This window comes from Streptomyces sp. NBC_01723 (assembly GCF_036246005.1).
In the GTDB taxonomy this organism is placed as follows: Bacteria; Actinomycetota; Actinomycetes; order Streptomycetales; family Streptomycetaceae; genus Streptomyces.
The window spans coordinates 2,277,566-2,302,751 of sequence record NZ_CP109171.1 but is presented as its reverse complement, the minus strand read 5'-3'; the positions used below and the strand labels follow the sequence as shown (position 1 = coordinate 2,302,751).

Here is a 25,186-nt window from a genome sequence, read left to right as displayed (position 1 = left end):
CAGGAGGCGGGGCGAAGGCCCTGTATTGCGTAGTGTTCTGGCCGTATGCCAGGCCAAGGGGAGGCGGAACACCGATGACGCAGACGGCTCACCGGGAGCGAGGTGCGGCGGCTCCTCAGGAGCGACTACCCGGGGACGGTGAGCTCGTCGAAGTACGGGGTCAGAGCTGGGTCGTCAGCAGGGTGGAACCCGCCCCGCCCTCCGACGGCCGCGCCGCCACCCTCGTCCACCTCCAGTCCGTCGCCGACGGCCGCTTCGGGGACACCCTCTCCGTTATCTGGGAAGTCGAGCCCGGCCGCCGTGTCCTCGACCGCGGCTCCCTGCCCGACGCGTCGACCGGACAGTACGACCCGCCGTCCCGTCTCGCCGCGTTCCTCGACGCCGTCCGCTGGTCGGCCGTCGCCTCCGCCGACGTCAAGACCCTCCAGGCGCCGTTCCGCTCCGGCGTCGCCGTCGAGCCCTACCAGCTCGAACCCGTCTCCCGCGCGGTCGGCGCCCCCCGTGTCAACCTGCTCCTCGCCGATGACGTCGGCCTCGGCAAGACCATCGAGGCTGGCCTCGTCGTCCAGGAGCTGCTGCTGCGAGGGCGTGCCCACCGCGTCATGGTGATCTGTCCGGCGGGCCTCACCCTGAAGTGGCGCGACGAACTCGCAGAGAAGTTCGGCCTGGACTTCACGATCGTCGACGCCGAGCGCTGCGCCCGGCTGCGCCGCACCCACGGCACCGCCGCCAACCCGTTCCGCGTCCACCCGCTCACCATCGTGTCCCTGCCCTGGCTGCGCGGCACCAAGGCGCAGCGCCTCCTCGACGAGGTCGTCCCGACCCGCCAGGAGACGAGGGAGGACGGAACCGACCGCCGCTTCTTCGACCTGCTAGTCCTCGACGAGGCCCACCACGTGGCACCCGCCGCGCCCAAGCAGGTGTACGCCGTCGACTCCCAGCAGACCAAGCTGATCCGGCGGCTCGTCCCGCACTTCGAGCACCGCCTCTTCCTCTCCGCCACCCCGCACAACGGCTACCCCGAGTCGTACACCGCGCTGCTGGAGCTCATCGACAATCAGAAGTTCGCCCGTGGTGTCGACCCCGACGAGCAGGCCCGCAAGGAGACCGTCGTCCGACGCCTGAAGTCCACCATCACCAACCCCGACGGCTCCCCCCGTTTCCGCACCCGCCGCACCCGCGAACTCCCCGTCGAGTACACCGACACCGAACGCGAGATCCACGGCGTGCTCAGCAGCTTCTCCGACCTTCGCCGCAAGCGGATGACCCCAAAGGCCCGCGGCGGCCGCCGCGCCGCCGACCTGGTCACTCTCCTGCTGAAGAAGCGGCTGTTCTCCTCCCCGGCCGCCTTCCTGCACACCGTCCAGGTCTACCTCTCCCACCTCGACGACACCCGGACCCGTTCCCGCTCGGCCGCTGCCGAAGTCCCCGATTGGCTGGAGGACTTTTCCGACCTCGTCGCCGAACTCGACGACCTGGGCCTGGCGGAGGCAGAGGACGACGCCCTCACGCGCTCAACCAGCCTCACCCCGCAGGAGGACGGCGAGGAACTCGCCCTTCTCCAGCAGATGGAGCGCTGGGCACTGACCCACGAGGCCGCCGCCGACTCCAAGGCCGACGCGCTCATCCGCGAGCTGAAGGCCATCTGCCGCCCCGATGGCCAGTTCTGGACCAACGAACGCGTCGTGATCTTCACCGAGTACCGCGACACCCAGAAATGGCTGCTCAACCTGCTCCAGCAGCAGGAACTCACCGACGGCGGCCGCGTCGCCGTCCTCCACGGCGGACTCAGCACAGACGACCGTGAGGACATCCGCCTCGGCTTCCAGGCTCATCCCGCCACCGACGAGGGCAAGGTCCGCATCCTGCTGGCCACCGACGCCGCCAGCGAGGGCATCGACCTCCAGAACCACTGCCACCGCCTGTTCAACTACGACATCCCCTTCAACCCCAACAAGCTCGAACAGCGCATCGGCCGCATCGACCGCTGGGGCCAGAAGACCGACCCGGAGATCACTCACTTCATCGGCGCCGGCTGGGAGAACGCCGCCGCCGGATCCTACGAGGCCGACCTGGAGTTCCTCTCCCGCATCGCCCGCAAGATCGCCCGCACTGAAGCCGACCTGGGCTCCGTCAACGCCGTCATCGCCGACGCCGTACAGCGCCGTATGACCGGCGACACCACCCCCGTCGACATCGACAACGCCAAGCCCAAGCAGATCGCCGGTCGCCGCACTGGCGGCACCGTCGCCGCCGAGCAGAACGTCACTGCGCAGGCCAAGCGCCTCGCCGAGCAGTACCAGGAGACCGTGGACGCCCTTGGCCTCACCCCAGCCAACATCAAACGGGTCGTCGACACCGCCCTCACCCTGGACCACCAGCAGCCCCTGACTCCGCACTACAACGAGGACATGAAAGGCCTCTGGACCGTCCCGCCGCTCTCCGGCACCTGGGAACGGGCCACCCGCGGCCTCGCCCACAAACTTCGCCCAGCCGAGCAGCGCCCCGTCACATTCACCCCGCAGGTCGCTGCCCTCGGCCGCGACGACGTGGTGCTCGCCCACCTCAAGCACCCGCTGGTCGCCCTCTCCACCCGCCTGCTCACGGCCGCCGTGTGGAACGCCGACACCGTCGGTCTGCACCGCGTGACCGCCGTCGTTACCGACGACCCCGCCGTCGAGACGGCCCTCGTCTCCGCCTACGCCCGTTACGTCCTCGTCGGCAACGATGGCACCCGCCTTCACGAGGAGATCCTTTACGCGGGCGGCTGGTTCGGCGACACCGGCCGCTTCCGCCGCTGGGAGTCCGTACGCACCCAGGGCGCAGTCCTCGCCCGCGCGCTCGCCGACGGCGCCGAGGCCGCCCCCGACCTGCGGCACGCCTTCACCGACGCCTGGTCCCGGCTGGAGAAGCCCCTCCACGACTCCCTCACCGCCCGCGCCCGTGAACGCGGCACCTCCCTCGAATCGGCGCTGGCCGCCCGCCGCACCGAGGAGGAGAACCGCATCCGGGCCACCCTGGACCGCTTCGAGGCCACCCTGCGCGCCAAGCTCAAGGAGGAGGGCGACGACGACAACGAGCAGATCGCTCTCTTCGGCACCCGCGAGGTCACCACCGCCGAACAGCGCCAGTACCGCGAGGACCGGGACCGCTGGCAGGCTCGCATCGAAGGCCTCACCGCCGAACGCGAGCGCGAACTCGCCGCCATCGCGGCCCGCTACTACGAGCCGCGCTCCCACCTCTTCCCCGTCGCCGTCGTCGTCGTGATCCCCGCAAAGGAAGCCAGCCGATGAGCCGCTCCGCCGCCTCTTCCTTCCGTGGCTCCTCCCGCGGAGTCGCCGCCGCCAGGGCCAAGGCCATGGACGGCCGGGGCCAGCACCAGGAATGGCTGGACCTCACCGAGGTCTCCGGCCCTTTCCTCACCATGCCCGTCCTGCTCCAGGCCTGGCCCCAGCTCGACGCCCTCGACAAGGACCAGCGCACCCGGCTGCGCGCCCGCCACGCCGACTGGCAGGCCGACACCAACGCCGGCCGCGACGAGTGGACCGGCTACATCCTGCGCTCGCTGCTGGAGTGGGGCGATGCGCTTGTTCTGCGCGAGGGCCAGGACGACGACCTCGCCCTGGACCGCCTCACTCTCGACGTCCACGAGCACAACGCCCGTGTCCGCGCCGACTTCGCGCTAACCGAGCCTGGTACGGAACTCGCCGCCGAACCGGACACGGGGTCTGCTGCCAAGCGCGTACGAATGCTGGGCATGACCATCCCCAGCGGCACCGCCCCAACGGCCCGCCCGAGCTGGGGCGACGACTGGGCGGCCGGCCCCGCCGACCGCCTCGCCCGACTCCTGCGCCACCACGACGTACCCCTCGGCCTGGTCACCGACGGCCGCTGGTGGTGCCTGGTCTGGGCCCCGGTCGGCGGCGTCACGACCACGGCCGTCTTCGACGCCATCGGCTGGAACGAGGCCGCCGAACGCACGGTCGTCCGCGCCTTCGTCTCCCTGCTGCGCCGCCGTCGCTTCTTCGAGTACGACGAGTCCGAGACTCTGGTCGGTCTGCTGAGGAAGAGCCTCGACGCGGGCGACGAGGTCACCGAGGCCCTCGGCATCCAGGTCCGCCAGGCCGTCGAGCAACTGGTGGACGCCATCGGCCGCGCCGACGCCAGCGCCATGGAACGCGGTACCCCCGGCCTGCGCGCGAGCGGCGTCGAGGCGAGCGAGGTCTACCGGGGCGCGGTCGCGGTCATGATGCGCGTCGTCTTCCTCCTCTTCGCCGAGGAACGCGGACTGCTGCCCGCCGACAACGAGGTCTACGCCCGCTCCTACTCCGCCCGCTTCCTGCGCGCCGAGCTGAAGTCCCGCGCCGACGCCGAGGGCGAGGCCTCCCTGGAGTACACGACCGCCGCCTGGCACCGCCTGATCGCGCTGTTCCACGCCGTGCACGGCGGAGTGCTGCACCCTGAGCTCGAACTCCCGGCGTACGACGGCTCCATCTTCGATCCGGACAAGTACCCCTGGCTGGAGAACAGCTTCCCCCTTCTCCCCATCGACGACCGCACGGTGCTGCACATGCTCCAGTCCGTGCAGGAGGTCCGTGTCGGCACGGGCAGGCAGAGGGAGACCCGCACGCTCAGCTTCCGCGCGCTGGGCGTGGAGGAGATCGGCTACGTGTACGAGGGCCTGCTCTCGTACGACGCCCGGCGCGCCGTCGAGACGATGGTCGGCCTCATCGGCCCGGACGGCGTGGAACACGAGGTACCGCTGAGGGAGTTGGAGTCCCTGGCGGCCACGTCGAGGGACGTGAAGACCCTCGCGAAGAAGATCTACGAGACGTGGAAGGACCCCAAGCCGCCGGCGAGCGCGGTGCGTCTGGAGAAGCTGCTGGCCCCGGCGAAGGCGGAGGCCGCGACGGAGGCGAGGCGTCTGCTGCTCGCAGCCTGCCGCGACGCGGCCCTGACGGAACGTCTGCTGCCCTTCTTCGGTGTGATTCGGAGGGACCTGCGGGACCTGCCGGTGGTCATCCCGGCGGGCGCGCTGTTCGTGACGGAGTCCTCGCTGCGGAAGAACACGGGTACGCACTACACCCCGCGCCGGTTGGCGGAGGAGGTCGTGCTGCACGCGCTGGAGCCGCTGGTGTACGAGCCGGGTCCGCTCCAGACGGCGGACAGGGATGCCTGGGTGCCGAAGACAGCTGAGCGGATCCGTGAGCTGAAGGTCGCGGACATCGCGATGGGCTCGGCGGCGTTCCTGGTGGCCGCCTGCCGGTACTTGGGGGATCGGCTGATCGAGGCGTGGGAGCGGGAGGGCCGCGAGGAGGCGGTCAAGTACCGGGCGGGGCGCGCTGTTGACGCGGTCACTGCAGCAGACGCGGAGTCCGACCCGGTAGTGATCGAGGCCCGGCGCCAGGTGATCGAGCACTGCCTGTACGGGGTGGACATCAACCCCATGGCCGTGGAGATGGCCAAGCTCTCGCTGTGGTTGGTCTCCATGGACCCGACGCGTCCGTTCACTTTCCTGGACGACCGGTTGGTGGCGGGGGACTCGCTGCTGGGTGTGCACAACATGGAGCAGATCAGAGCGGAACACCTGGAACCGACCGAGAAGCGCAGCCTGCTCACCAAGCACGCCGACGAGCGCGCGGAAGCACTGAAGAAGAAGGCCAAGGAACTCAAGGACCTTCGCTTGGCGATCACTTCGGTCAGGGGTGTGGACCTGGTCGCGCTGCAGCGTAAACGGGAGAAGCTCTCCGAGGTGAACCGCCACTCCGCACGGCTACGGCTTGTCGGCGACCTTCTCGCCGGTGCGGCACTGGCTACCTGTGCCTCGGGACGCGTCGAGTGGTACGTGGAGGACGGCGGCAAGCGCATCAAGGATCTCTTCCCGCAGGCTGAGCTCATCGTGGAACGGATCATCGACGAGGAGGTTTCGGAAGACTCGGATGAAGTGCGGGAAGCCCATGCCACCGCTGAAGAGTGGCTTTCCTCCGAAGCCCCGAGCGGAGGGCTGGCCCGACGACCTCTGCACTGGCCCCTGACCTTCCCTGAAGTCTTCACGGAACATGGCGGCTTCGACGCGATCATCGGCAACCCGCCGTTCCTCGGCGGCCAGAAACTCACGGGCGCCCTGGGCGAGGCGTACCGCGAGTACATGGTCGACTACCTCGCCGACAAGAAGCGTGGTAGCGCCGACTTGGTGGCCTACTTTGAACTCCGCGCTCACCAGCTCCTCAACAAGCATGGCCAGACGGGGCTCATCGCTACCAACACTCTGGCTCAAGGTGACACCCGTGAGGTCGGCCTGGACCAGTTGGAGGAGAAGAGGAAGGTCAGCATCCGGCGGGCGGTGAAGAGCGCACCCTGGCCTTCAAAGTCGGCGGTCTTGGAGTACTGCGCCGTCTGGACTTCGGTGCCGCCGCTCGCGAACGAGGCGGACAGAGTGCTGGACGGCGAGAAGGTTCGGGGCATCACGACGTCGCTGGATCCACAGTCACGGGTGAAGGGGCGGCCGTATCGACTGGTATCTGGGGACGCCTCGGGGCGACCAGGCGCCTATATCGGCTCCTACGTCCTAGGCAAGGGCTTCATCCTGTCGCCCCAGCAGGCCGAGGAGCTCATCCAGCGCGACCCGCGCAACCGCGACGTCCTCTTCCCCTACCTCAACGGCGAGGACCTCAACTCCCGTCCGGACTGCTCGGCGAGCCGCTGGGTGATCAACTTCCACGACTGGCCCGAGGAGCGGGCCCGTGAATACCCTGAAGTATTCGCCATCGTGGAACGCGACGTGAAGCCCGAGCGACTCAAGAACAACAACCGACAGCGTCGTGAGATCTGGTGGCGCTTCACCCGGCCCGCCATGGACTTGTACCGAGCCATCTCCGGCCGCGAACGTGTCTTGGTGGTAGCACTCGTGTCCCGAACCGTGATGCCGGCCCGAGTCCCAAGCCGACAGGTCCTTTCGCACAAGTTGGCCGTTTTTGCGTCCGCTTCCGACGGGGATCTCGCGTTCCTCAGTAGTTCGTTCCATACATGTTGGGCATGGCGTAACTCGTCCACAATGAAGGCTGACCTCAACTACTCACCGTCAGACGTGTTCGAGACGCTTCCACGTCCTACCTACTCATCAGGCATGGCAGATGCGGGTGCCCGCCTTGATCAGCTGCGAGCTGAGATCATGGCGGAGCGCAGCCTTGGTCTGACCAAGCTCTACAACCTCGTCCATGATCCTTCTGTCGGAGATGCCGAGATTGCAGCTGTACGAGATTGCCATCGAGCTGTGGACGAGGCTGTGTCGGCAGCCTACGGGTGGAGCGACCTGAACTTGGAACATGGGTTCCATGAAACTCGTCAAGGCGTGCGCTACACGTTCCCGATGCGTACTCTTACCGAGATCTTGGACCGACTCCTGGAGCTTAATCACCAGCGACATTTTCAGTCGCCCTCAGCAGTACGCGAGGGGCTGCTCTTCTGATCTTCAAAAGAGCAGGAAGTCGGCTTTTCCCCCGTGCTGGGCGTGGTTCAGTTCGAGCAATCGGTCGATCACTTCAGTCTGGACCGGCTGGGGTAGGCTGAAGCGCGTGCTCTTTCGAGTCGTTGTGAAGTCGTGCCGGAAGTGCAGGTCTTGCCAGTCGTAGGCCTGCATCACGGCATGGTCGACCTCCACATGTGCTGCACGCAGAGCATGGATATCTGCGTCGATGATGCTCGGGTCGTGAACGAGGTTGTAGAGCTTGGTCAGACCAAGGCCGCGTTGGAGCATGACAGATCGCCGGATTTGATCAAGCTCGGCACCTGCAACGGCCATGGTCGTGCTGCCGGTAGGCAACGGCATTGTCTCGTAAACATCTGACGGCGTATAGCGAAGGTCTCCCTTGAGGCTGGACGCCCGTGCGATTGCCCACGCGTAGTGGATACCGCTGTCCAGCAACGCCAAGTGGGCAGAATCCGAAGCTGCGAACACCCCAAGCATGTGTGAGAAGACCTGTCCTGTCGGTACCGAAACTGGCATCACGGTTCGGGACACGAGTGCCACCGCCAAGACACTGTCCAGTCCCTTGATCGCCTTAAGCATGGCCGGACGCTTCTCTGCATACTGCCACCAGTAATCGCGATAGACCTTGCGGTTGTTCTTGAGTCGCTCGGGCTTCACGTCGCGTTCCACGATGGCGAATACTTCAGGGTATTCACGGGCCCGCTCCTCGGGCCAGTCATGGAAGTTGATCACCCAGCGGCTCGCCGAGCAGTCCGGACGGGAGTTGAGGTCCTCGCCGTTGAGGTAGGGGAAGAGGACGTCGCGGTTGCGCGGGTCGCGCTGGATGAGCTCCTCGGCCTGCTGGGGCGACAGGATGAAGCCCTTCCCCAGAACGTTGGCCCCCTGAAAGGACTTCCCGCGGTTGGCTACCAGTCGGATGCCGAAATCTCATACTTTAAGACATTATTGAATGCTTAATGGCCATGTGATGGTGAGTCTGGTTTGCCAACCCCGTTGGTGCACACGTTCCCCTCATGGTCCTCGATGCCTTCATTGCTGCACAGCATGTGGACGGATACTCGATCAACACCATCCGTGCCAGAGCCCGCTGTATTCGCGCCATCGCCAAGGCGGCCCTCGTTCGGGTTGAGGACTTAACAGTCGATCATGTGATGGCCTACTTCGCGGTGCGCTCGCTCAAGCCGTGGTCCCGGCGGACCTACCTCAACCACTTACAGGCTTTTGGTAGATGGAGAGGCGTAGATCTTGTCACAGGCATTCGAAAGCCGCCGGCACCGCGTTCAACGCCGAACCCTCTGCCGGAGGGGGACCTGGCCCGCATTACTTCAGTCGCACGGGGCCATCATCGCGCGTGGGTGCTCTTGGGGGCCTTCTGTGGTCTGCGAGCGCATGAGACAGCCAAGCTCAGACGTGAGGACATATCGGTTCTCCAGGACGGCGAGGTCGTCCTGCGGGTGCAAGGCAAGGGTGGACGTACCGATATCGTCCCGGTCCCTCCCGTTGTCACTCAGAAGCTAGACCTCACGGCCGAGGGGCGCCTATGGGGCGGAGTCACCCCTGAGCGAGTTTCGCGCACGGTCGCTGCCATCGCGGCCAAGGAGGGCATCCGTATGCGCTACCACCAGCTGAGGCACCGCTTCGGGACAGCCGTCTATCGCGCCTCGGGGCGTGATCTCCTGCTCACCCAGCGCCTGATGCGGCACGCTTCACCGGCGACGACCGCAGGGTATGCGGCAGTGGCCGACGATCAAATCCACAAGGTGATCGGGTTGTTGCCGGGCGCAGACCCCAACCGCAAGAGGCACGATGGTGAGCGAGGGGTGACAGGCTGTCAACAGTGTCGCGCCCGCATCGCCTGATCGGCTGCGCGTCGGGACGGGACTTCGCGCTGTGCCTGACGCTGACGCCGGAGTCGGTGCGTGTCGAGGTCACCGACACCCGGCCGGGCGGGCTTCCCGCCTACACCCAGAGACTGCCCGAACTGCCAGCGACGGAGGCCGAGTCGGGGTGCGGGCTGCTACTTGTGGAAGCCCTCGCCGACCGCTGGTGCACGGGACCGCAGGGCCCCTGCACCAAGACGCTGTGGGCCGAGGTGGATCGGGCGCCCAGTCACTGCTGACGCCTCGGTGGAGCCTTTCGAACAAGGGCAACTACCTTCAATGAGCGCGACATTGGGCAACGCGCTACAGTGTCGCCACGCCTACGGTCCTCGGCTTTCCCGCCTCCGCGTGAGGCATGCCGGATATCGTTCCCGCATGACGTATGGGGGGACCGAGCGAGCCGGTATGTCCTTTGGCGCGGGCGTGGCGCCCTGGACGCCGACACCACCCGTGATCCGGGATGCCACGCATGATGCGGTGATCGTGGTGCCGGGGATCATGGGCAGCGCCTTGCGCGACACCACGACCGGGCGGTTGGTGTGGGGACTGCGTGATCCTCGGTGGGTGGTCGAGGCATGGCGGCACGAGGACGGGATGCGCCCGCTGCACCTGGACGACGACGAACGATCCGGCCGGTACGGTCGGATCGAAGCCACCGAGTTGCTGCGCGTCCCGACGGTGGCGCCGTTCCTGAAGGGCTTCGAGCCGTACGGCGATCTTCTTGACGCCGTCCGTGCTGTCGCCCGCCCCAAGGCCGTACTTGAGTTCGCGTACGACTGGCGGCTCCCCGTCGCCGTCAATGGAGCGCGGCTGGCGGAAGCCGCTCACGATCACCTGGCGCGGTGGCGCGCCAGCGAGGAGCATGCTCGGGCACGTTGCTCGCATCCGGACGAGCGCGAGGCGCGTTTGGTGTTCGTCGCCCATTCCATGGGCGGACTGGTCACCCGGGCCGCCTTCGCCCACGCCGCCTCCCAGGGCAGCGACCTGACCCCTGAAACCAGGGCCGTGGTCACCCTCGGTACCCCGTTCCTGGGTTCGGTCATGGCGGCCGTCATCCTCAATGGTGACCACTCCGGCCGGCTGCCCGCCCGGCTGCGGCGCCGAATGCAGGCCCTGTGCGCGACACTGCCCGGTGTACACGACCTGCTGCCAGATTACCGCTGCGTCGACGCGGGTCTCGATGTCCACCGGCTCACCCCGGCCGACGTGGCAGTCCTGGGAGGAGATGCCGAACTCGCCCGCGAGGCGCAGGAGTTCCAGCAGCACCTGCGGGAGAAGGGACCTGCGCTGCCGGGGCACCGCGCTGTCGTCGGCGTCGCGCAGCCGACCGTGCAGAGTCTGCGTCTCGACAGTGGTGTGGTGCACGAGCAGTACCTCTCGTTCGAGCGCAACGGTGACGGGGGCCTGGCCCGTGACCGCAACGGCATCCCGCTTCGCAGGGACCGGGCCGGGGATGGCACGGTCTACCGGGACGCCGCTTCCTTCGGCCCGACCATGGGCGTGACCCCACTCCCGCTGCAGCACGGTGCCCTGGCAAAGGACAGCGTCGCCATCGCCTATATCCGCGCGGTGCTCACCGAGCACGATCAGGACCTCGGCCCCGCGTTGGGTGAGGGGGACATCGGTCTGGACGTCCCGGACTGCGTCGAGGCGGGCCGGCCCTGGTTGCTGCGCCTGAGGCCCGGACCGGGTTCCGTCTTGGACACGTATGCCGGGATCACCTGCACTGTGCAGGACGCCGAGACCGGCCTGCGTGTTGCCACCGGTCGGCTCGGCTGGCACGACGGTGAGATCGGTGCCTCGATCACCCTTCCCGGGCCGGGCCTCTACCGGGTCAGGGCCGATACCGGCGGCAACGCCCCCGTCACCCAACTTGTCCTGGCGCTCGACTCCGACGACGACTGAGCGCAGTGCGTCATGACCATCTCCGACAGCACTGACGGAAGACCTCTGCAGTTCTTCCCCATCGGCATCGGTGTCTATCTCCACCTCCCCGGGCTGGAGACGGATCCCGAGATCGAAGGCATCGAGGCGTTGCTGAAGCCGTTCGGTTCCCAGACCGAACCCTGGCCGGTTTCCCCGGAGGACCGCGGGGTTGAAGCCGTCACCACGCGCCTGACGACGTGGTCCGCTCCCCGAGACATCGGCGACACCGTCCTCTACTGGGTCGGTCACGGCTTCAGTGACGGAGGGCCCACCTCGTTGCTGGCACACGCCCACAGTCCCAAGCTTGTCGCCCCAGACGGCATCGACCCACCCACTCTGCTGCGGCACCTCAAGGCCAGGCAGGGCAGGAACGGCGCCGGCTGGGCCATCGTCATCATCGACGCCTGCACCTCCGGGCGCTTCGTCGAACTGCTGACCGGGGACGCCTACCGGGATGGGGACGTCCACAACTTTCTGCTCGTGGCGACGTCCAAGGACGGGAGTACCACGCTCGGTGCGTTCCGCAGAGCGCTGACCACCGTCCTCACGGTGACCTTCCGCGCACAGCAGACCATCGACCTGCACGACCTCGCCACGGAACTGAACCGCAACCTCCAAGGTTGCCCTGTCACGCCGAAGACGGATACGGGGCGTGCCGTGCTGCGGCGCACGCGGTCGACCATCGCGGCGCATACTCAGGCACCGCTGGATGTGGTCGCCGAAATCGATGCCGTCATCGCGTCCCTGACCGACGACGAACGGCGTCACTTCGTCCCCAAGGCCAGTGGTGCCGAACTCGGTGAGCAGACCTGGTACTTCCAGGGGCGCGTCGAGGAACGTCATGAGATCCTCTGCTGGCTCGCCCGTGCCGCACCGGGCATGCTCGTTGTCACCGGAGCGGCAGGATCGGGAAAGTCCGCCTTGCTCGGGCATGTCCTGGTGCACTCCCGGCGTGAGCTCTCCGACATCCTCATCCGCCACCGGCAGCTCGACCCCCTTCCCCTCGGCAGCCCCCGCCCCTATGAAGCCTTCGATCTGGTCCTCCACCTGACTGGGGCGACACCCAGGGAGGTTGTGCTGCGGATCGCCGCGGCAGCCGGGTTCCCCACCCCTCCCGAGGGGCCGATCGCCGAACAGTGCTCGTGGCTGATCCAGCAGTTCCGCAGGACGGACGACCCCGTTGCGGAACAGGTTCCTGAGGCCGACGATCCCGCTTTCACCGTCCTGGCGGACGCACTCGACGAGGCCCGCCTGCCTCTGACGATCGCCGAGCGGATCCTGAGCCCTCTGGCGGATCTCCCCGGTGTTCGGGTCGTCGTCGGCACGCGCGGCTCCACACTCGAAGGCCCCGACCTGCCGGAGCCGGCGGACCGGGACCTCACTGACGCTCTGGGCGTCGGCCGGGAGCGGAACCGGAAGGTCGTTCACGTTGACCGTGACGAGGAGGCCATGACCAGCTACATCCAGCGACGCCTGGAGGTAGCGCGCAGCAGGGGTGAACTCCAGGTGGAGCCCGCACAGATCGACCACCTGGCGAAAGCACTCGGGTGCCTTGAGCGGGAGTTCCTTTACGCACGCCTGGCGGTGCACGAGATCATCGCCACTCCGGGACTCGCCGACGACCCCGGGCCGCTGCTTGAGGACGACCACCGTCGGCTCTTCGCCCGCGCCGTCGACCGGCTGGCCGAGAAGGCTCCTGTCAACCAGGCCCTGCTGGAGGCGCTGGCCCTGGCACAGGGGCACGGCCTGCCCCTGACCGGGGGTGTGTGGGCCGACGTCGCTACAGCACTCGCCGACAGCCCTGACATGAAGGTCACCGACGCGGATATCGAAGAATTGACATGGACGGCGGCCCCCTACCTCCTGCTTGACACGGAATCCGGGCAGAGCGTGTACCGACTGGCCCACCGGACCTTCTCCGAGCACTTCACCCGGACGGTTCCGTCCTCCGCGCACGACGACCGGCACCGCCGTATCACCGAGCACCTGGCGACGCCCCCGACCGGGCCGGAGCAGCGCCCCAACCCCTATGTCGTGCAACACCTGCCCACCCATGCCGGTCTCGCCGGGCCCGACGGATGGCAAGCCCTGGCGGACCGTCCCCAACTGCTCGACCGGCTGAACCCCTCGGCGGTCGTCTCCAGTGTCATGCTCAGAGCCCTTGGCCGATTCCAGCTGCCTCCGGCGGTGGCGGGAGTCCTGTTCGCCCGAGAGCAGCTCACCAAAGCGAACCCCCGGGATCGGCGAGGACTGCGCGAGCTGGCGAGCCTTCGCTGCACGCCGGAGACCGTCGTACAGCGCTTCGGCAGGAGATCTTCCGACCCTGATGCGGCCTGGTCCGTGGCCTGGGGCCAACTGAAGCGCCATGCACCCCACTTGCGTCTCACCGGTCACACCGGCTCGGTACAGACCCTCGTGGCGTTCACGGACGCCTCACAGCGGGTGCTCCTGGCTTCGGGTAGTGACGACGGGGCGGTGCTGATCTGGGATCCGGTGAGGGGGGAGACCGTGGGGGACCCGGTGACGCCGCACGACGGCGCCGTCCAGTCGATCGCGGAGTTCGCGGGCCCGAGGGGGCGGACTCTGCTGGCCACCGGGGGCGCGGACGGCACGGTACGCATCTGGGACCCTGTCAAGGGAGAGACAGTGGGGGAGCCACTGACCGGCCACGACGACTGGGTTCACTGCGTGGCGGCGTTCGAAGACGCCGACGGGCAAACGCTGCTGGCCACGGGAGGCGGAGACGGGACGCTACGCGTCTGGGAGCCGCTGACCGGCAAGGAACTGGCGGTGGGAGGCCTGGATGAGTATGCGATGGACCTGGACCTGCACACCGACCAGGAGACCGAACGGCTCGTGGAGACCGGCCACGACGGCGACGTCTACTCGGTGGCGGCGTTTGTTGGCCTAGACGGCCAAGATAGGCATGTTCGCCTGGCCACCGCAGGCAACGACGGCACGATACGGATCTGGGACCCGGCCACCGGGAAGGAGACCACCGATCCCCTCACCGGTCACGAGGGAGCCGTCTTCTCCGTCGCGGTGTTCAAGGGGCGGGAAGGGCAGGTGCTGCTGTCATCGGGCGGTGAGGACGGGACGATACGGATCTGGAACCCGGACATCGGCAGACAGACCAGGGCACCTCTCACCGGCCACGGCAAGCCGGTCCGCGCGGTGGGAACGCTGGTCGAGAAGACCGAGGCCGGTGAACGGACCTTGCTCGTCAGCGCCGGCGAAGACAACAGCGTACGACTGTGGGATCCGGTCGGCGGCGAGCCGGTGACAGCGCCTCTGACAGGCCACGAGAACTGGGTGAGGACTGTGTCGCCGGTGCCGCCTCTGTCTGGCACACACCCACTGCTGGCCACCGGCGGTGACGACCACACGCTACGGATCTGGGCACCGCACGACGGCCGAACGGCAGGCGTGCCGTTCGACGACGCCGTGACGACCACGCGGACGCTGACATCCTTCAGCGGCGAGGACGAACAGACCCTGATCGCCGCCGTGGACGGCGAATCGAAGCTGCGCGTGTTCGACCCGGCCGAGGGCGAGCAGGTCGACGGGCTGGAGACCGAACATGACGGTGATGTCCTCACGGTGACCACGGTCCGAGTCGTCCAGGACGATGACGAAAGGCTCGTCTTCGCCATGGGCGGTGAGGACGGGGTCGTGCGGTTGTGGGATCCGGGCACCGGCGAGATGACCGGTGAGGTGGTGACGGATCACGCCCGTGGGGTGCGTGCTCTATCGGCGTTCGCCGGGTTCGGTGGGCGGTCATTCCTGGCCACGGGTGGTGAGGACGGCGTGGTGCGGTTGTGGGATCCGGGCAATGGTGAGAAGGCCGGTGAGGTGGTGACGGATCACGCCGGTGGCGTGCGGGTCCTGTCCGCGTTCGTCGGCCTTGGCGGCCAGTCTCTCCTGGCCACGGGTGGTGAGGACGGGGTCGTGCGGCTGTGGAACCTCATGACCGGCCAGGCCGTAGGGGAGCCGTTAGCCCATCCAGGCGTGACCGCCGTGGAGTCGTACCCGATCCCGGGCCGCGAAACCATGCTGGTCACGGGTGACGGCGACGGAACCGTCCGCTTCTGGAACTGCGAGACGGGAACCGAGACGCTGAGGATCCCCCTGGGCCTTTGCGTGAACGACGTCGCCTGCGTTGACGGAGACCTGGCCCTGGCCACAGCGGAAGGCCTGGTGCAGGTGAGCCTCGAAGCGGCATCGAACCTCACGGGCGGGTCCTGAACCCCGCTTCCGGCCCAGGTGCCCGGCCTTCCGCCCGGCACCGGCGCACTCCGTGTCGGCCTGACGTGCCGGACGCCAGACGCCGTGCCGCCTGTCGGTGGCGACGGTGTCAGCCCGTGGTGGTGATGAGTTCGTCGAGCAGTTGCTCCAACAGGCTGTTGTCGCCGAGGAAGCTCTTCACCGAGGCGTCCTCATTGCGCTGGGCGTCCATGCCCGACCAGTTCACGTCGTATCCCGCGTCAGCGCTGAGCTGGGCCAGGAACGCTCGCTGGGCGCGGCCGTTGCCCTCGCGGAACGGGTGGAGGACGTTCATGTCGCCGTACAGCTCGGCCAGTTGGATTGCGAACTCCTGGCGGGGGAGATCCCGCAGATGGCCGGAGGAGGCGAGACGACCGAAGACCTCTCCGGCGTAGGGCACCAGGTTTCTCGCCGGACAGAACGGCGTGCGCTTGGCGATGTTCACGGTGCGTAACTCGCCTGCCCACGCATAGATGTCCCCGAAGACCGCGGCATGGAACGCCTGGAGATGACCGAGGTCGTACGCACCGGGCAGGGGGCGTTCGGCGAGCAGGACGAGGCGCGCCCGGGTGATGTCCGCCTCTGCTGCCGCGAGCGGTTGATGGTCGGTGATGCCGAGCTTGTTGCGCAGCACGCCGTTGGGCATGGCGTACGGATCGTTCACCCTGCCCGCCGCTCCGAGGTCTGACGGTGGCGGGTGATCGCGCGGGCGACAAGGGCGTCCGCGTCGAGGTCGCCCTTCACGTACGCCTCGGTGTCGCGGTCGGAGGCCTCGGAGGCGTGGAGCCCTTCGGCCTCGATGGAGCCCGTGGCCGAGGCGACGGCCGCACGTCGTGCCGCTCGGCTGCTCAGCGCCTCGAAGGCCTCGACGGACAGGAGGACGCCCTGGGGTTTGCGGTGGGCGCCGATCAGGACCGGGTCGGCATCCGCGCCGGACTCCGACAGGTCGGTCAGGATCCGCGACAGTCTCGCGCGCGCGTCGCTGACAGTCACGACTTCGGGGATCTCCATGCTGTCACCGTACCCATATAGAGTCTTGATTCTGTACAGATACTAGTACGGATTCCGGTGGGACGCGTGGGTGTGGCGGAGAGCGCAGCTCATTACGTCCACTGATCTCGCAAAACTGGTGTGAACTAAGTCAATCGACATCATGCTGAAGCCGCTCGCACTGTCACACCCCCGCGATAGCCTCACCCCATTGGCTCACCACCTGGCAGAAAGGGCCCGCCCCATGCCGTCGTCCCTGCCCGCCGCCCCCGGCGTGCCGCCGCATCCGTTGAATGAGGTGCCGCAGACCTTCCGCCCCGGGGACTCGTACGACGTACGTGACGGGCTGGTGACGTACATCCGGCGGGACCTCCTCGGCCCATGGGACGGGGAGACGGAGGAACTGCCGCACCGGTCGGCGGGGCCGCGCGACCGGTACCTCGTGGGCATGCTCGGGCCCCGCCCGGACGGTGGCGACGACGCCCGCCGGATGGCTCGCAGTGCCGCCCAGACCGGCGACGACGAGCTCGGCAGCGACGACGGGCAGGCCGCCGAGGGCGGCGAGCTGCCCGAACGCCTCACCCCGCAGGCCGCCGGCCGTATCTGGGCCTCCTCCATGGGGCTGTCCTTCGTGGTCCCGGCGTCCATCGGCACCCTCAGCGTCACCGCCCGCTGGGGGCGGTACTCGCTGACCGACAGGATCGTCGACACCAGCCCCAACCCTGTGCGGGTGTGGGGGCGCGAGCCCGTGATGCACCACCCCATCGACGTCCAGGTCACCCGTGCCGGCGACCAGCGGCGCGTCCTGGAGGGGGACGACACTCACGGCATCCACCTCGACGTACAGGTCCGTGAACGCCCGGCGGGAGCGGCCGGCGAGGACCTGCGCGTCGTGGAGGTCGCTCTCGTCAACCGGCTCCCCGAGAGCACCTCCGACCGCAGGGACACCCAGTGGCTGTTCCAGACCGGTCTGGAGATGACCGCGTTCCCCGACGACCGGGCGGCCGTCTTCCTGCCCATCGACGACCCGCTCGACCCCCGGTCCGCCGGGGCCTCCGAGGAACCGGAGGAGCGGCGGCTGCGCCTGCTCTACCGCGACAGCCTCCGCTACGCCGTCGGCCGCAACGTCGCCGTCACGGCCGGCGTCCGCCACGGCGAGCGGCGGGCCCACCGGCTGGCCACCACCTGGCTGCCGGAGTACGACGTGCGCGCCACCACCGCCCCCAAAATCGATGAACAGCCGCTGCTGGCCGGGCTGGAACTCGGCATGGACGAACTCGCGGCCCTCGCCCTGCCCGGACGCCGCGCGGAACTGAGCGCAGCCCTGGCCCCGCTTGCCGACGGCTACAGCACCTGGCTCCAGACCCAGCGGGAGAAGACGCGGACCCTCCCCGCCGACCTGCGTACAGCCGCAGAGGCGGCCATCGACCAGGCCGAGGACGTGTGTCACCGCATCGCCTTCGGTATCGACGTCCTGTCCACGGACGACGACGCGCTCGAAGCGTTCCGGTTCGCCAACCGGGCGATGGCCCTCCAGCGGCGCAACACCGCCATCGCCGGCCGACGCGCCGGACACGAGGACGACCCCGCCTCCTACCGACGCGCCCATGAGGAGGTGCACGCACAGGGCAAGGAGGCGGCCGAATGGCGGCCCTTCCAGCTCGCCTTCGTCCTGCTCAACCTCGCCTCACTGAGCGCACCCGGCCACCCGCACCGCGGCACTGGCCGCGAGGCCCTCGTCGACCTGCTGTTCTTCCCCACCGGCGGCGGCAAGACCGAGGCCTACCTGGGCCTCGCCGCGTACACCTTCGCCCTGCGCAGGCTCCAAGGCATCGTGGGCAGCGGCACCGAGGCCCACGACGGCAGTGCGGGCGTCGCCGTCCTCATGCGCTACACCCTGCGGCTGCTGACGGCCCAGCAGTTCCAGCGGGCCGCTGCCCTCATGAGCGCCTGTGAGGTGCTGCGGCGCGAGGAGTACGCGCGTGACCGACGCTGGGGCGGCACCCCGTTCCGTATCGGACTGTGGGTGGGGACCTCCGTGTCTCCCAACTGGTTCGGCGAGGCACAGGAGCAGATCGCGGGTGCCCGGGAGAGTGCCAGCGACAAGCACGCACGCGTCATCCAGGTCCTCAGCTGCCCCTGGTGCGGACAGGGCCTGACCGCCCACTCCAACATGGACTACGACGCCGACCGGCGCCGCGTGCTGCTGTACTGCCCGCGAGGCGAAGGCGCGGACCGCTGTCCCTTCTCCCGGCTCGGTTCACCCGACGAGGGCATCCCCGTGCTCACCGTCGACGAGGAGATCTACCGCCTCGCCCCCGCCATGGTCATCGCTACTGTCGACAAGTTCGCCCAGCTGCCCTGGAACGGCTACGCCGGGCTGCTGTTCGGCCGAGTCACCGAATGGTGCCCGCGCCACGGCTACCGCCACGACGACCTCGACGAGCGAACCGGCTGCCGTAGCCGTCACACCCGAAAGGGGACGCTGGAAGCGGTGGCTGCCCAGCCCGTCACCCGGCTGCGGCCCCCGGACCTGATCATCCAGGACGAGCTGCACCTGATCTCCGGCGCCCTCGGCACCACCGTCGGACTCTTCGAGGCCGCCATCGACCAACTGTGCAGCTGGACGTACTCCGATCGCGACGGCGTACGTCACGACGTCGGTCCGAAGATCGTCGCGTCCACCGCCACCACCAAGCGCGCCGCCGAGCAGGTGCGCGGCGTCTTCGCCCGCCAGGTCGCCGTCTTCCCGCCACAGGTCCTCGACGTCGGCGACACCTTCTTCTCCCGGCAGGTGGAACTCGCCCGGGACAACCCAGGCCGCCGCTACCTCGGCGTGTGCGCCCACGGCACCCGGCTCAAGGCCGCCGAGATCCGGGTCGCCGAGATCCTGCTGCTCGCCGCGCAGGAGCAGTTCGACACCTACGGAGACGCAGCAGACCCGTACATGACGCTCGTCGGCTACTTCAACGCCACCCGTGAACTCGCCGGCATGCGGCGCTACCTCGACGACGACATCGCCACCCGTGTCCGTAGCAACGGCGGCCGCAAGGGGCACGACACGATCGCGAACCGCATCCCTACCAAATCCGGGATGCTCACCATCCAGGAACTGACCTCCCGCATCTCCTCGGCGGACATCAGTGCCACCCTCAAACGGCTGGAGTCCCCCTTCGACCCGGAACGGGACACCACGGAGCGTCGCAAGGCCTTCGCCGCCGAATACGTGGCGGCACGGCGGGACAAGCGCGAACCGCGGGCCCGCATGACGCCCGTGCAGGAACGCGCGGTGGACGTCGTCCTGGCCACCTCCATGCTCCAGGTCGGCGTCGACGTCTCCCGCTTCGGCCTGATGCTCGTCGTCGGCCAGCCCAAGAACACCGCCGAGTACATCCAGGCGTCCTCCCGCGTCGGCCGTGACGCGCGGCGTCCCGGCCTGGTCGTCACCCTCTACAACTGGTCCCGGCCGCGCGACCTGGCGCACTTCGAGGACTTCGCGCACTACCACGCGACCTTCTACCGCCAGGTCGAAGCCCTGTCGGTCACCCCGTTCACCCGCCGCGCACTCGACCGCGGCACCGCACCGACGTACATCGCGGCGTTGCGCCAGGCTGCCTACGAGAACTCCCGCAACACCGACGCCCAGCACGTGGATCTTCACGGCGACCTCGCCCGGCAGGTCGAACAGCGGCTGCTGGAACGGGCGGACCGAGTCGGCGGTCAACGCGCGCAGGACTATCTCACCGAACGCATCGACGCCCTCAAGGACCGCTGGGAGGAACGGCGCGAGGGCGGCGGCATCCTGGGCTACCGCAAGGAGAAGAAGAAGGACACCCTGGTTACCGGACTTCTCCACCGTGCCGACGGCTCGCGATGGGACGAACTCACCGTACCCATGTCCATGCGGGAGACGGAGAACGAACTCAACCTGCTGCTGCCCGGCGGCGGTAACTTCGTGGACCAGCCCACCAACGGCGGCCCCGCCTGGTACTTCGGGGCTGCGGGCAGCAAGGACACGTCCGCCGATGAGGATACCGGCGGTGACGGTGGCACACCGGTCGACGCCGATGAGTACGGAGACGCCGCAACCGCGGCAGGAAAGGGACGGCGATGAGCGGCAACTACTATCGGCGCGTGGGTGCCGCACGCCCCAGCCACCTCATGTACACGGCCGGCGTCGGCGCGCTCGTCGACCTGCCTAACTTCTCCGTCCTGGTCAAAGGACTCGAATCCTGGAGCCACACCGGGCTCCTCCCCGACGACTACCTCATCGAGGAACCCCGGCTGCGCACCGCCGTTAACCGGGCCCTCCAGCTCTACGGCCGGGCACAGATCAGTGAACTGCGCTCCGCTCCCTGGATGGAAGGTGCCGACGGCGCCCCCAAGGACTGGGCCGCCCAAGGCATCGGCGTGCCTGTCACGCCCTTCCCGCAGTGGCTGCGCTGTACCGCGTGCAACCTGCTCGCACCCATCGACTCAGAGGCTTTCACCTTCCTCAACAACAACCCGCGCACCCCGCACGAAGCGAAGTTCGCTCACAGCGACTGCAAGTTCGGCAGGCCCCTCGCCGTGACCGCCCGCTTCACGCTGGTCTGCACGAATGGGCACCTCGACGAGTTCCCGTACGCGATGTTCGTCCACCACGGCAACCCGTGTGCGAAGAGTCCCCGGCCGCTGATGCGCATGAAGGACCACGGCGGCAACCAGGCGGCCAACGTCACCCTCGAATGCGTCGCCTGTGGGGAGAAGCGCAACATCCGTGACGCGATGGGGGAGCGGGGCCGCGCCGAGCTGCCCGCCTGCCGCGGCCGCCATCCGCACCTGTCCGCCTTCGAGAGTGACGGGTGCGACCGCGAGGCCACTCTGATGGTGGCGGGCGCCTCCAACCAGTGGTTCCCGATGACGCTCAGTGCCCTCGCCCTGCCACCGAGCAGAAACCAGGACCTGACCGAACTCGTCGAGGAACGCTGGGTGGAGCTCCAGAACGTCACCTCGCGCCCGGTCTACGACGCACTGGCCGCCATGCCTCAGTTCACCTACCTCAAGGAGTACGGCCCGGACGCGCTGATCGCTGCCGTCGAGGCCCGCAGGCAGGGCAACGCCGGACAGCAGATCCAGCCCGCGGCGGAGGTGGCGGCCGACCTGCTCAGCCCCGAATGGGACGTCCTCGCCGCACCGCACGTACCCGACCCGACCGATGACTTCGCGATGGAGAGCGTCACCGTGCCCCCGGCACTCGGCGAACTCTTTGCGGACGTCCGCCAGGTGCAGCGGCTACGAGAGGCCCGAGCGCTGGTCGGCTTCACCCGGCTCGACGCCCCCGACCCTGAATCGGACGAGATCGCCACTCTCGTGCGCCTCTCTCGCACCTCGCAGAACTGGGTACCGGCCAGCGAAGTCCGAGGCGAGGGCATCTTCCTGCGGGTACGCGAGAACCTGATGGCGGACTGGGAGGACCGAATGCAGAAATCACTGCAGATGGCCGCCCACCGGGACGCCTTCGGCCGATTCCGCAGCAACCGGAAGTCGGACCGGATCACCGGGCCCTTCGACCCCATGCGAGGCTGGCCCGGCGAACGCTACATAGTCCTCCACACTCTCTCCCATCTGCTGATCCGCACCATCGCCCTCGAATGCGGCTACAGTTCGGCAAGCCTCGGCGAACGCATCTACGCCGGAGACGAGGAGACCACTCGTACCGGCATCCTCATCTACACCGCCGTTCCCGACTCCGAGGGCACTCTCGGCGGCCTCGTCTCGCTGACGGAGGACGCTCACTTCGAAAGAATCGTGCGCAGGGCCCTGGAGGACGCGGCCCGTTGCTCATCCGACCCGCTGTGCGCCGAACGGCTGCCGAAGGACCCTGCGGACTACCTGCACGGCGCGGCCTGCCACGTCTGCCTCTTCGTCTCCGAGACCACCTGCGAACGCGGCAACCGTTTCCTGGACCGGCGTTTCCTTGTCCCGCTCGGTGACGACACCGACCAGGTACTCACTCCCGCGAGTCTGAGGCCGTGAGCCGCCAAGGATTCGAGGCGGCAGCCGAGCAGGCGGTCATCCTGCTGGGGCCGTCCCGGACCAAGGACTTAGCGGGTGTGTTCGCCCGAGGCCGGGGCTTGGAGCACGCCCTGCTCCTGGTCCAGGTCCCGGCTGCAGGCGACGCCATCCGGGCGCTGTACGAGGCAGCCCACAGCGATTGCATACCGTCGGCCGAGGCTGCTGCCTACCTTCGCGGCTTCGTGGCGGGGTGGTCCCGGCGCGGAGACGAAGTAGAGGTACGGACGGTGTGGAGCGGGCCAGCGACACCGGGCGTCCCGGTCCGCGCGACTGCACGCGTACTCACCGAGGTCGTCAGCCGGGCCCGCTCTGAACTGCTGGCCATGACGTACGCGGCCCGCCGCCACCCACCGCTCATATCGGCCCTGCGCGAAGCCGTCGCACGAGGTGTGGAGGTCCATGTCGTCGTCGAAACCCGGCAGGGTGCGGCCGGACTGCTCGACGGACCCGAACCGGCTGCTGCGTTCGCCTCGGTGTCTGGCCTGAGACTCTGGCACTGGGCTCCCTCTGCACGTGAGCACGAGCGTGCACGGCAGCACGCCAAGCTGGCTGTGGCCGACCGCCGCGTCCTTCTGGTGGGCAGCGCAAACCTCACCGAATCCGGAGTACGCAGGAACCTGGAAGCTGGCGTGCTTGTCAGCGGCGGCGCCGCTCCGCAGAGGGCCGCGGAGCATATTCGGGAACTGCAGCGTCGGGGAATTCTGAGGCTCCTGCCATAAGCCAATTACTATCCGCTACACCATGGCTTCTACTGATCGAGCCAATGGTGTACTCCTCGCGGACCATGCTCCGGTGGCACCGTCGAGCATCGGATGAGCCCCGAGTTCGGATAGTCGAGAAGGCTCGCGCCTGGTCGCAAGGGCAGATTGCGTGCTCAGGCACGCACGTTTTGCAAGTGTTTAGGAGCGGGTGAGGCGACGGGTGAGGCTGGTGATGACGGTGGTGCCGAGCAGCCACCCTGAGAGGGAGCTGAGCCAGACGATCCAGGCAGTGCTGTCGACGGGGGTGAACGCCTTTTCCTGACCCAGGTCGAGGACAGGCAGGATCAGGTCGAGGGAGAAGACGATCGGTTGGAAGGACGGTCCGTGGGATTGGGCGGGCTGTGGTGGTGCTGCTGAGAAGGCGATGGCAGCGGTAGCGACAAGGGCCAGCAGCCATATGAGCGCGCGCCCCGGTCTGTAGCCGTATCCGACGGTGGCGTCTTCAATGTAGCTCCAGATTCGGGCAGGCCTTGGCAGGCTACGCCGCCGTTGTCGAAGCCGGGCCAAGAGTACTGTCCGCGCGTCGTCGTCATGGCCGAGTTGACGATAGTAGGCGGCCAACTGTTCGTAGGGCTGCGGGTGGTAGTCAGTGTCGCGCTGCAGCCAGGGCAGACGGTGAGCGGCCGGCATCACCGGATGGAGAGCTTGATAGGTGAGTGCGGTGAGCGCAATCTGTGCGGGCCAGGAGTCGGCGGCATCGGTGATGGCCACGATGGTGGCAGCGCTCAGGTCGACGGTGGCGGGTGGCGCAGTGAGGGCCTCTAGATGGAGCGCTCCGAGGACGGCGCGGTGCAGGTCGACGGTTGCTTCCTGCGCGAATGTTGTCCCGATGACGGAAAAGATGCCCTTGACCTCAGCGCGGGTCAGGTCCATGGTTCCTGCGACGCGTGTCGCATTGTCCAGTGTGATGTTTGCTTCCACTCGGGCTCCGGGAGCTCGAAGCGCCTGCTGGTGGTAAGGAAGGAGCGTGCTGGCGGTGAGTTCTATCGATTCGCCGACGACTGCAGCGAACAGATTGACGCCCCCTTCAACCGTTAGGCCGTCAGCGTAGATACCACCACCGACGGTGAGAGTAGGTGCGTTGACGGCCCACCCAGTGGTACTGCGTATGTCGGCACGGGCAAGCCAGCATTGGCCGCCAATCGTTGCGCCGAACAGGCGGATGCCGCCGCCGTCGACCAACAGGTCGGTACAGCGGAGGTCTTGAACGAGGTGGAGGCCGTCGCCACGGAACGCCGGACGTTCCCCCTCCCCAGATAGGCGGGCCTGGGTGAGCTCAAGGGTGAAGGCCTGGGCGCCCCACAGGTTCAGTCCGCCCGTCACGTGAGCGGAGTGTGCGTACAAGCCGCCTTCGACGCGGAGCTGAGGCCCGTTCACGGCAAAGCCGTATCCGTTGCCGGTGATGCGGGCGGAAGTGAGCCACAGATCACCCCTGATCTGCGCGCCGAACAGGTCAACTCCGCCACTGACCAGCTGGTCGAGCGTCAGATCGCCGTCGACGCGCAGTCGGTCCGCGCTCAGCCGGGGTACGCGGCAGCCGGTGAAGTCCGCCGCGCGTAGGGAGGCGTCGGCGAGTTCCACCCGCTCGTCGAACCGACAATCGAGGAGGGAGAAGGCGATCTCGACCGCGGCGTAGTGCAGCTGAAGGCGTCCGGTGATGTGTGCGCCGATCAGCTGAAGCCGCGACACCACGCCCGGCTCCGGCGCAGGGGGCTGCAGTAGGAGAGCGGCAATAACCTCGGCAGGGACTTCCTGGCTCATGGAATGCGGGTCTTGCGTTGTGCCGTCGGGTGAAGCAGCGGTGAGATCGAGGGGACTGC

13 protein-coding genes are annotated in these 25,186 nt (G+C 68.0%); 9 read left to right on the top strand and 4 right to left on the bottom strand.

All coding sequences use genetic code 11. From position 1 onward, the window contains the following. The first annotated feature begins 74 nt into the window (after positions 1 to 74). Positions 75 to 3,293 carry a DISARM system SNF2-like helicase DrmD gene (gene drmD, locus OIE75_RS10840; RefSeq protein ID WP_062647814.1) on the top strand — a complete coding sequence of 1,073 codons (3,219 nt, stop codon included), beginning with the start codon at positions 75 to 77 and terminating at the stop codon, positions 3,291 to 3,293. Then, entirely contained in the window at positions 3,290 to 7,468 is a 4,179-nt protein-coding gene (locus OIE75_RS10835; RefSeq protein WP_329470520.1) for an Eco57I restriction-modification methylase domain-containing protein, read from the top strand. Before drmD ends, OIE75_RS10835 begins: the two co-directional genes overlap by 4 nt. A 3-nt stretch (positions 7,469 to 7,471) precedes the next feature. Here the strand turns inward: OIE75_RS10835 and OIE75_RS10830 are convergent, their stop codons facing one another. Continuing rightward, positions 7,472 to 8,344: a type IIL restriction-modification enzyme MmeI gene (locus tag OIE75_RS10830; RefSeq protein ID WP_308418052.1), complete on the bottom strand. Its 873-nt coding sequence runs from the start codon at positions 8,342 to 8,344 to the stop codon at positions 7,472 to 7,474. Between the two features lie 158 nt (positions 8,345 to 8,502). Between OIE75_RS10830 and OIE75_RS10825 the strand changes: the two genes are divergently transcribed. The 4 genes from OIE75_RS10825 to OIE75_RS10810 are packed head-to-tail and all read left to right on the top strand — an operon-like array spanning position 8,503 to position 15,540. Next, a complete protein-coding gene (locus tag OIE75_RS10825) occupies positions 8,503 to 9,348 on the top strand; it encodes a tyrosine-type recombinase/integrase (RefSeq protein ID WP_078890370.1) in 846 nt (281 codons plus the stop codon). Continuing rightward, positions 9,327 to 9,608: an ATP-binding protein gene (locus OIE75_RS10820; RefSeq protein ID WP_063781183.1), complete on the top strand. Its 282-nt coding sequence runs from the start codon at positions 9,327 to 9,329 to the stop codon at positions 9,606 to 9,608. The genes OIE75_RS10825 and OIE75_RS10820 overlap by 22 nt, the downstream gene beginning before the upstream one ends. A gap of 40 nt (positions 9,609 to 9,648) precedes the next feature. After that, positions 9,649 to 11,274 (top strand): lipase/acyltransferase domain-containing protein, encoded by a 1,626-nt coding sequence (locus OIE75_RS10815; RefSeq protein ID WP_234437010.1) that lies wholly within the window; start codon positions 9,649 to 9,651, stop codon positions 11,272 to 11,274. Between the two features lie 12 nt (positions 11,275 to 11,286). Further along, positions 11,287 to 15,540: a hypothetical protein gene (locus OIE75_RS10810; protein ID WP_329470518.1), complete on the top strand. Its 4,254-nt coding sequence runs from the start codon at positions 11,287 to 11,289 to the stop codon at positions 15,538 to 15,540. A 109-nt stretch (positions 15,541 to 15,649) separates the two neighbouring features. On the opposite strand, the gene OIE75_RS10805 is transcribed toward OIE75_RS10810, so the two are convergent. Then, the gene (locus OIE75_RS10805; protein WP_280843804.1) at positions 15,650 to 16,222 is read right to left on the bottom strand and encodes a Fic/DOC family protein; all 573 of its coding nucleotides are present in this window, start codon (positions 16,220 to 16,222) and stop codon (positions 15,650 to 15,652) included. Then, positions 16,219 to 16,569 carry a type II toxin-antitoxin system Phd/YefM family antitoxin gene (locus OIE75_RS10800; protein WP_062647803.1) on the bottom strand — a complete coding sequence of 117 codons (351 nt, stop codon included), beginning with the start codon at positions 16,567 to 16,569 and terminating at the stop codon, positions 16,219 to 16,221. Before OIE75_RS10800 ends, OIE75_RS10805 begins: the two co-directional genes overlap by 4 nt. Positions 16,570 to 16,792: 223 nt before the next feature. On the opposite strand from OIE75_RS10800, the gene drmA reads away from it, so the two are divergent. The 3 genes from drmA to drmC are packed head-to-tail and all read left to right on the top strand — an operon-like array spanning position 16,793 to position 23,324. After that, complete coding sequence (gene drmA, locus OIE75_RS10795) at positions 16,793 to 20,662, top strand: DISARM system helicase DrmA (protein WP_199825089.1); 3,870 nt, start codon at positions 16,793 to 16,795, stop codon at positions 20,660 to 20,662. Next, complete coding sequence (locus tag OIE75_RS10790) at positions 20,659 to 22,566, top strand: DUF1998 domain-containing protein (protein WP_319096221.1); 1,908 nt, start codon at positions 20,659 to 20,661, stop codon at positions 22,564 to 22,566. Before drmA ends, OIE75_RS10790 begins: the two co-directional genes overlap by 4 nt. After that, the gene (gene drmC, locus OIE75_RS10785) at positions 22,563 to 23,324 is read left to right on the top strand and encodes a DISARM system phospholipase D-like protein DrmC (protein ID WP_078890369.1); all 762 of its coding nucleotides are present in this window, start codon (positions 22,563 to 22,565) and stop codon (positions 23,322 to 23,324) included. Before OIE75_RS10790 ends, drmC begins: the two co-directional genes overlap by 4 nt. A gap of 180 nt (positions 23,325 to 23,504) precedes the next feature. Here the strand turns inward: drmC and OIE75_RS10780 are convergent, their stop codons facing one another. Next, entirely contained in the window at positions 23,505 to 25,127 is a 1,623-nt protein-coding gene (locus OIE75_RS10780) for a hypothetical protein (protein ID WP_319096222.1), read from the bottom strand. Between the last annotated feature and the right edge of the window lie 59 nt (positions 25,128 to 25,186).

Excerpts from the sequence above, each read along its gene's own strand:
- OIE75_RS10815 (WP_234437010.1), top strand. The coding sequence starts at position 9,649 with ATGAGCGCGACATTGGGCAACGCGCTACAGTGTCGCCACGCCTACGGT.
- OIE75_RS10810 (WP_329470518.1), top strand. The coding sequence starts at position 11,287 with ATGACCATCTCCGACAGCACTGACGGAAGACCTCTGCAGTTCTTCCCC.
- OIE75_RS10835 (WP_329470520.1), top strand. The coding sequence starts at position 3,290 with ATGAGCCGCTCCGCCGCCTCTTCCTTCCGTGGCTCCTCCCGCGGAGTC.
- OIE75_RS10790 (WP_319096221.1), top strand. The coding sequence starts at position 20,659 with ATGAGCGGCAACTACTATCGGCGCGTGGGTGCCGCACGCCCCAGCCAC.
- OIE75_RS10800 (WP_062647803.1), bottom strand. The coding sequence starts at position 16,569 with ATGGAGATCCCCGAAGTCGTGACTGTCAGCGACGCGCGCGCGAGACTG.
- OIE75_RS10825 (WP_078890370.1), top strand. The coding sequence starts at position 8,503 with ATGGTCCTCGATGCCTTCATTGCTGCACAGCATGTGGACGGATACTCG.
- drmA (WP_199825089.1), top strand. The coding sequence starts at position 16,793 with ATGCCGTCGTCCCTGCCCGCCGCCCCCGGCGTGCCGCCGCATCCGTTG.
- OIE75_RS10780 (WP_319096222.1), bottom strand. The coding sequence starts at position 25,127 with ATGAGCCAGGAAGTCCCTGCCGAGGTTATTGCCGCTCTCCTACTGCAG.
- drmD (WP_062647814.1), top strand. The coding sequence starts at position 75 with ATGACGCAGACGGCTCACCGGGAGCGAGGTGCGGCGGCTCCTCAGGAG.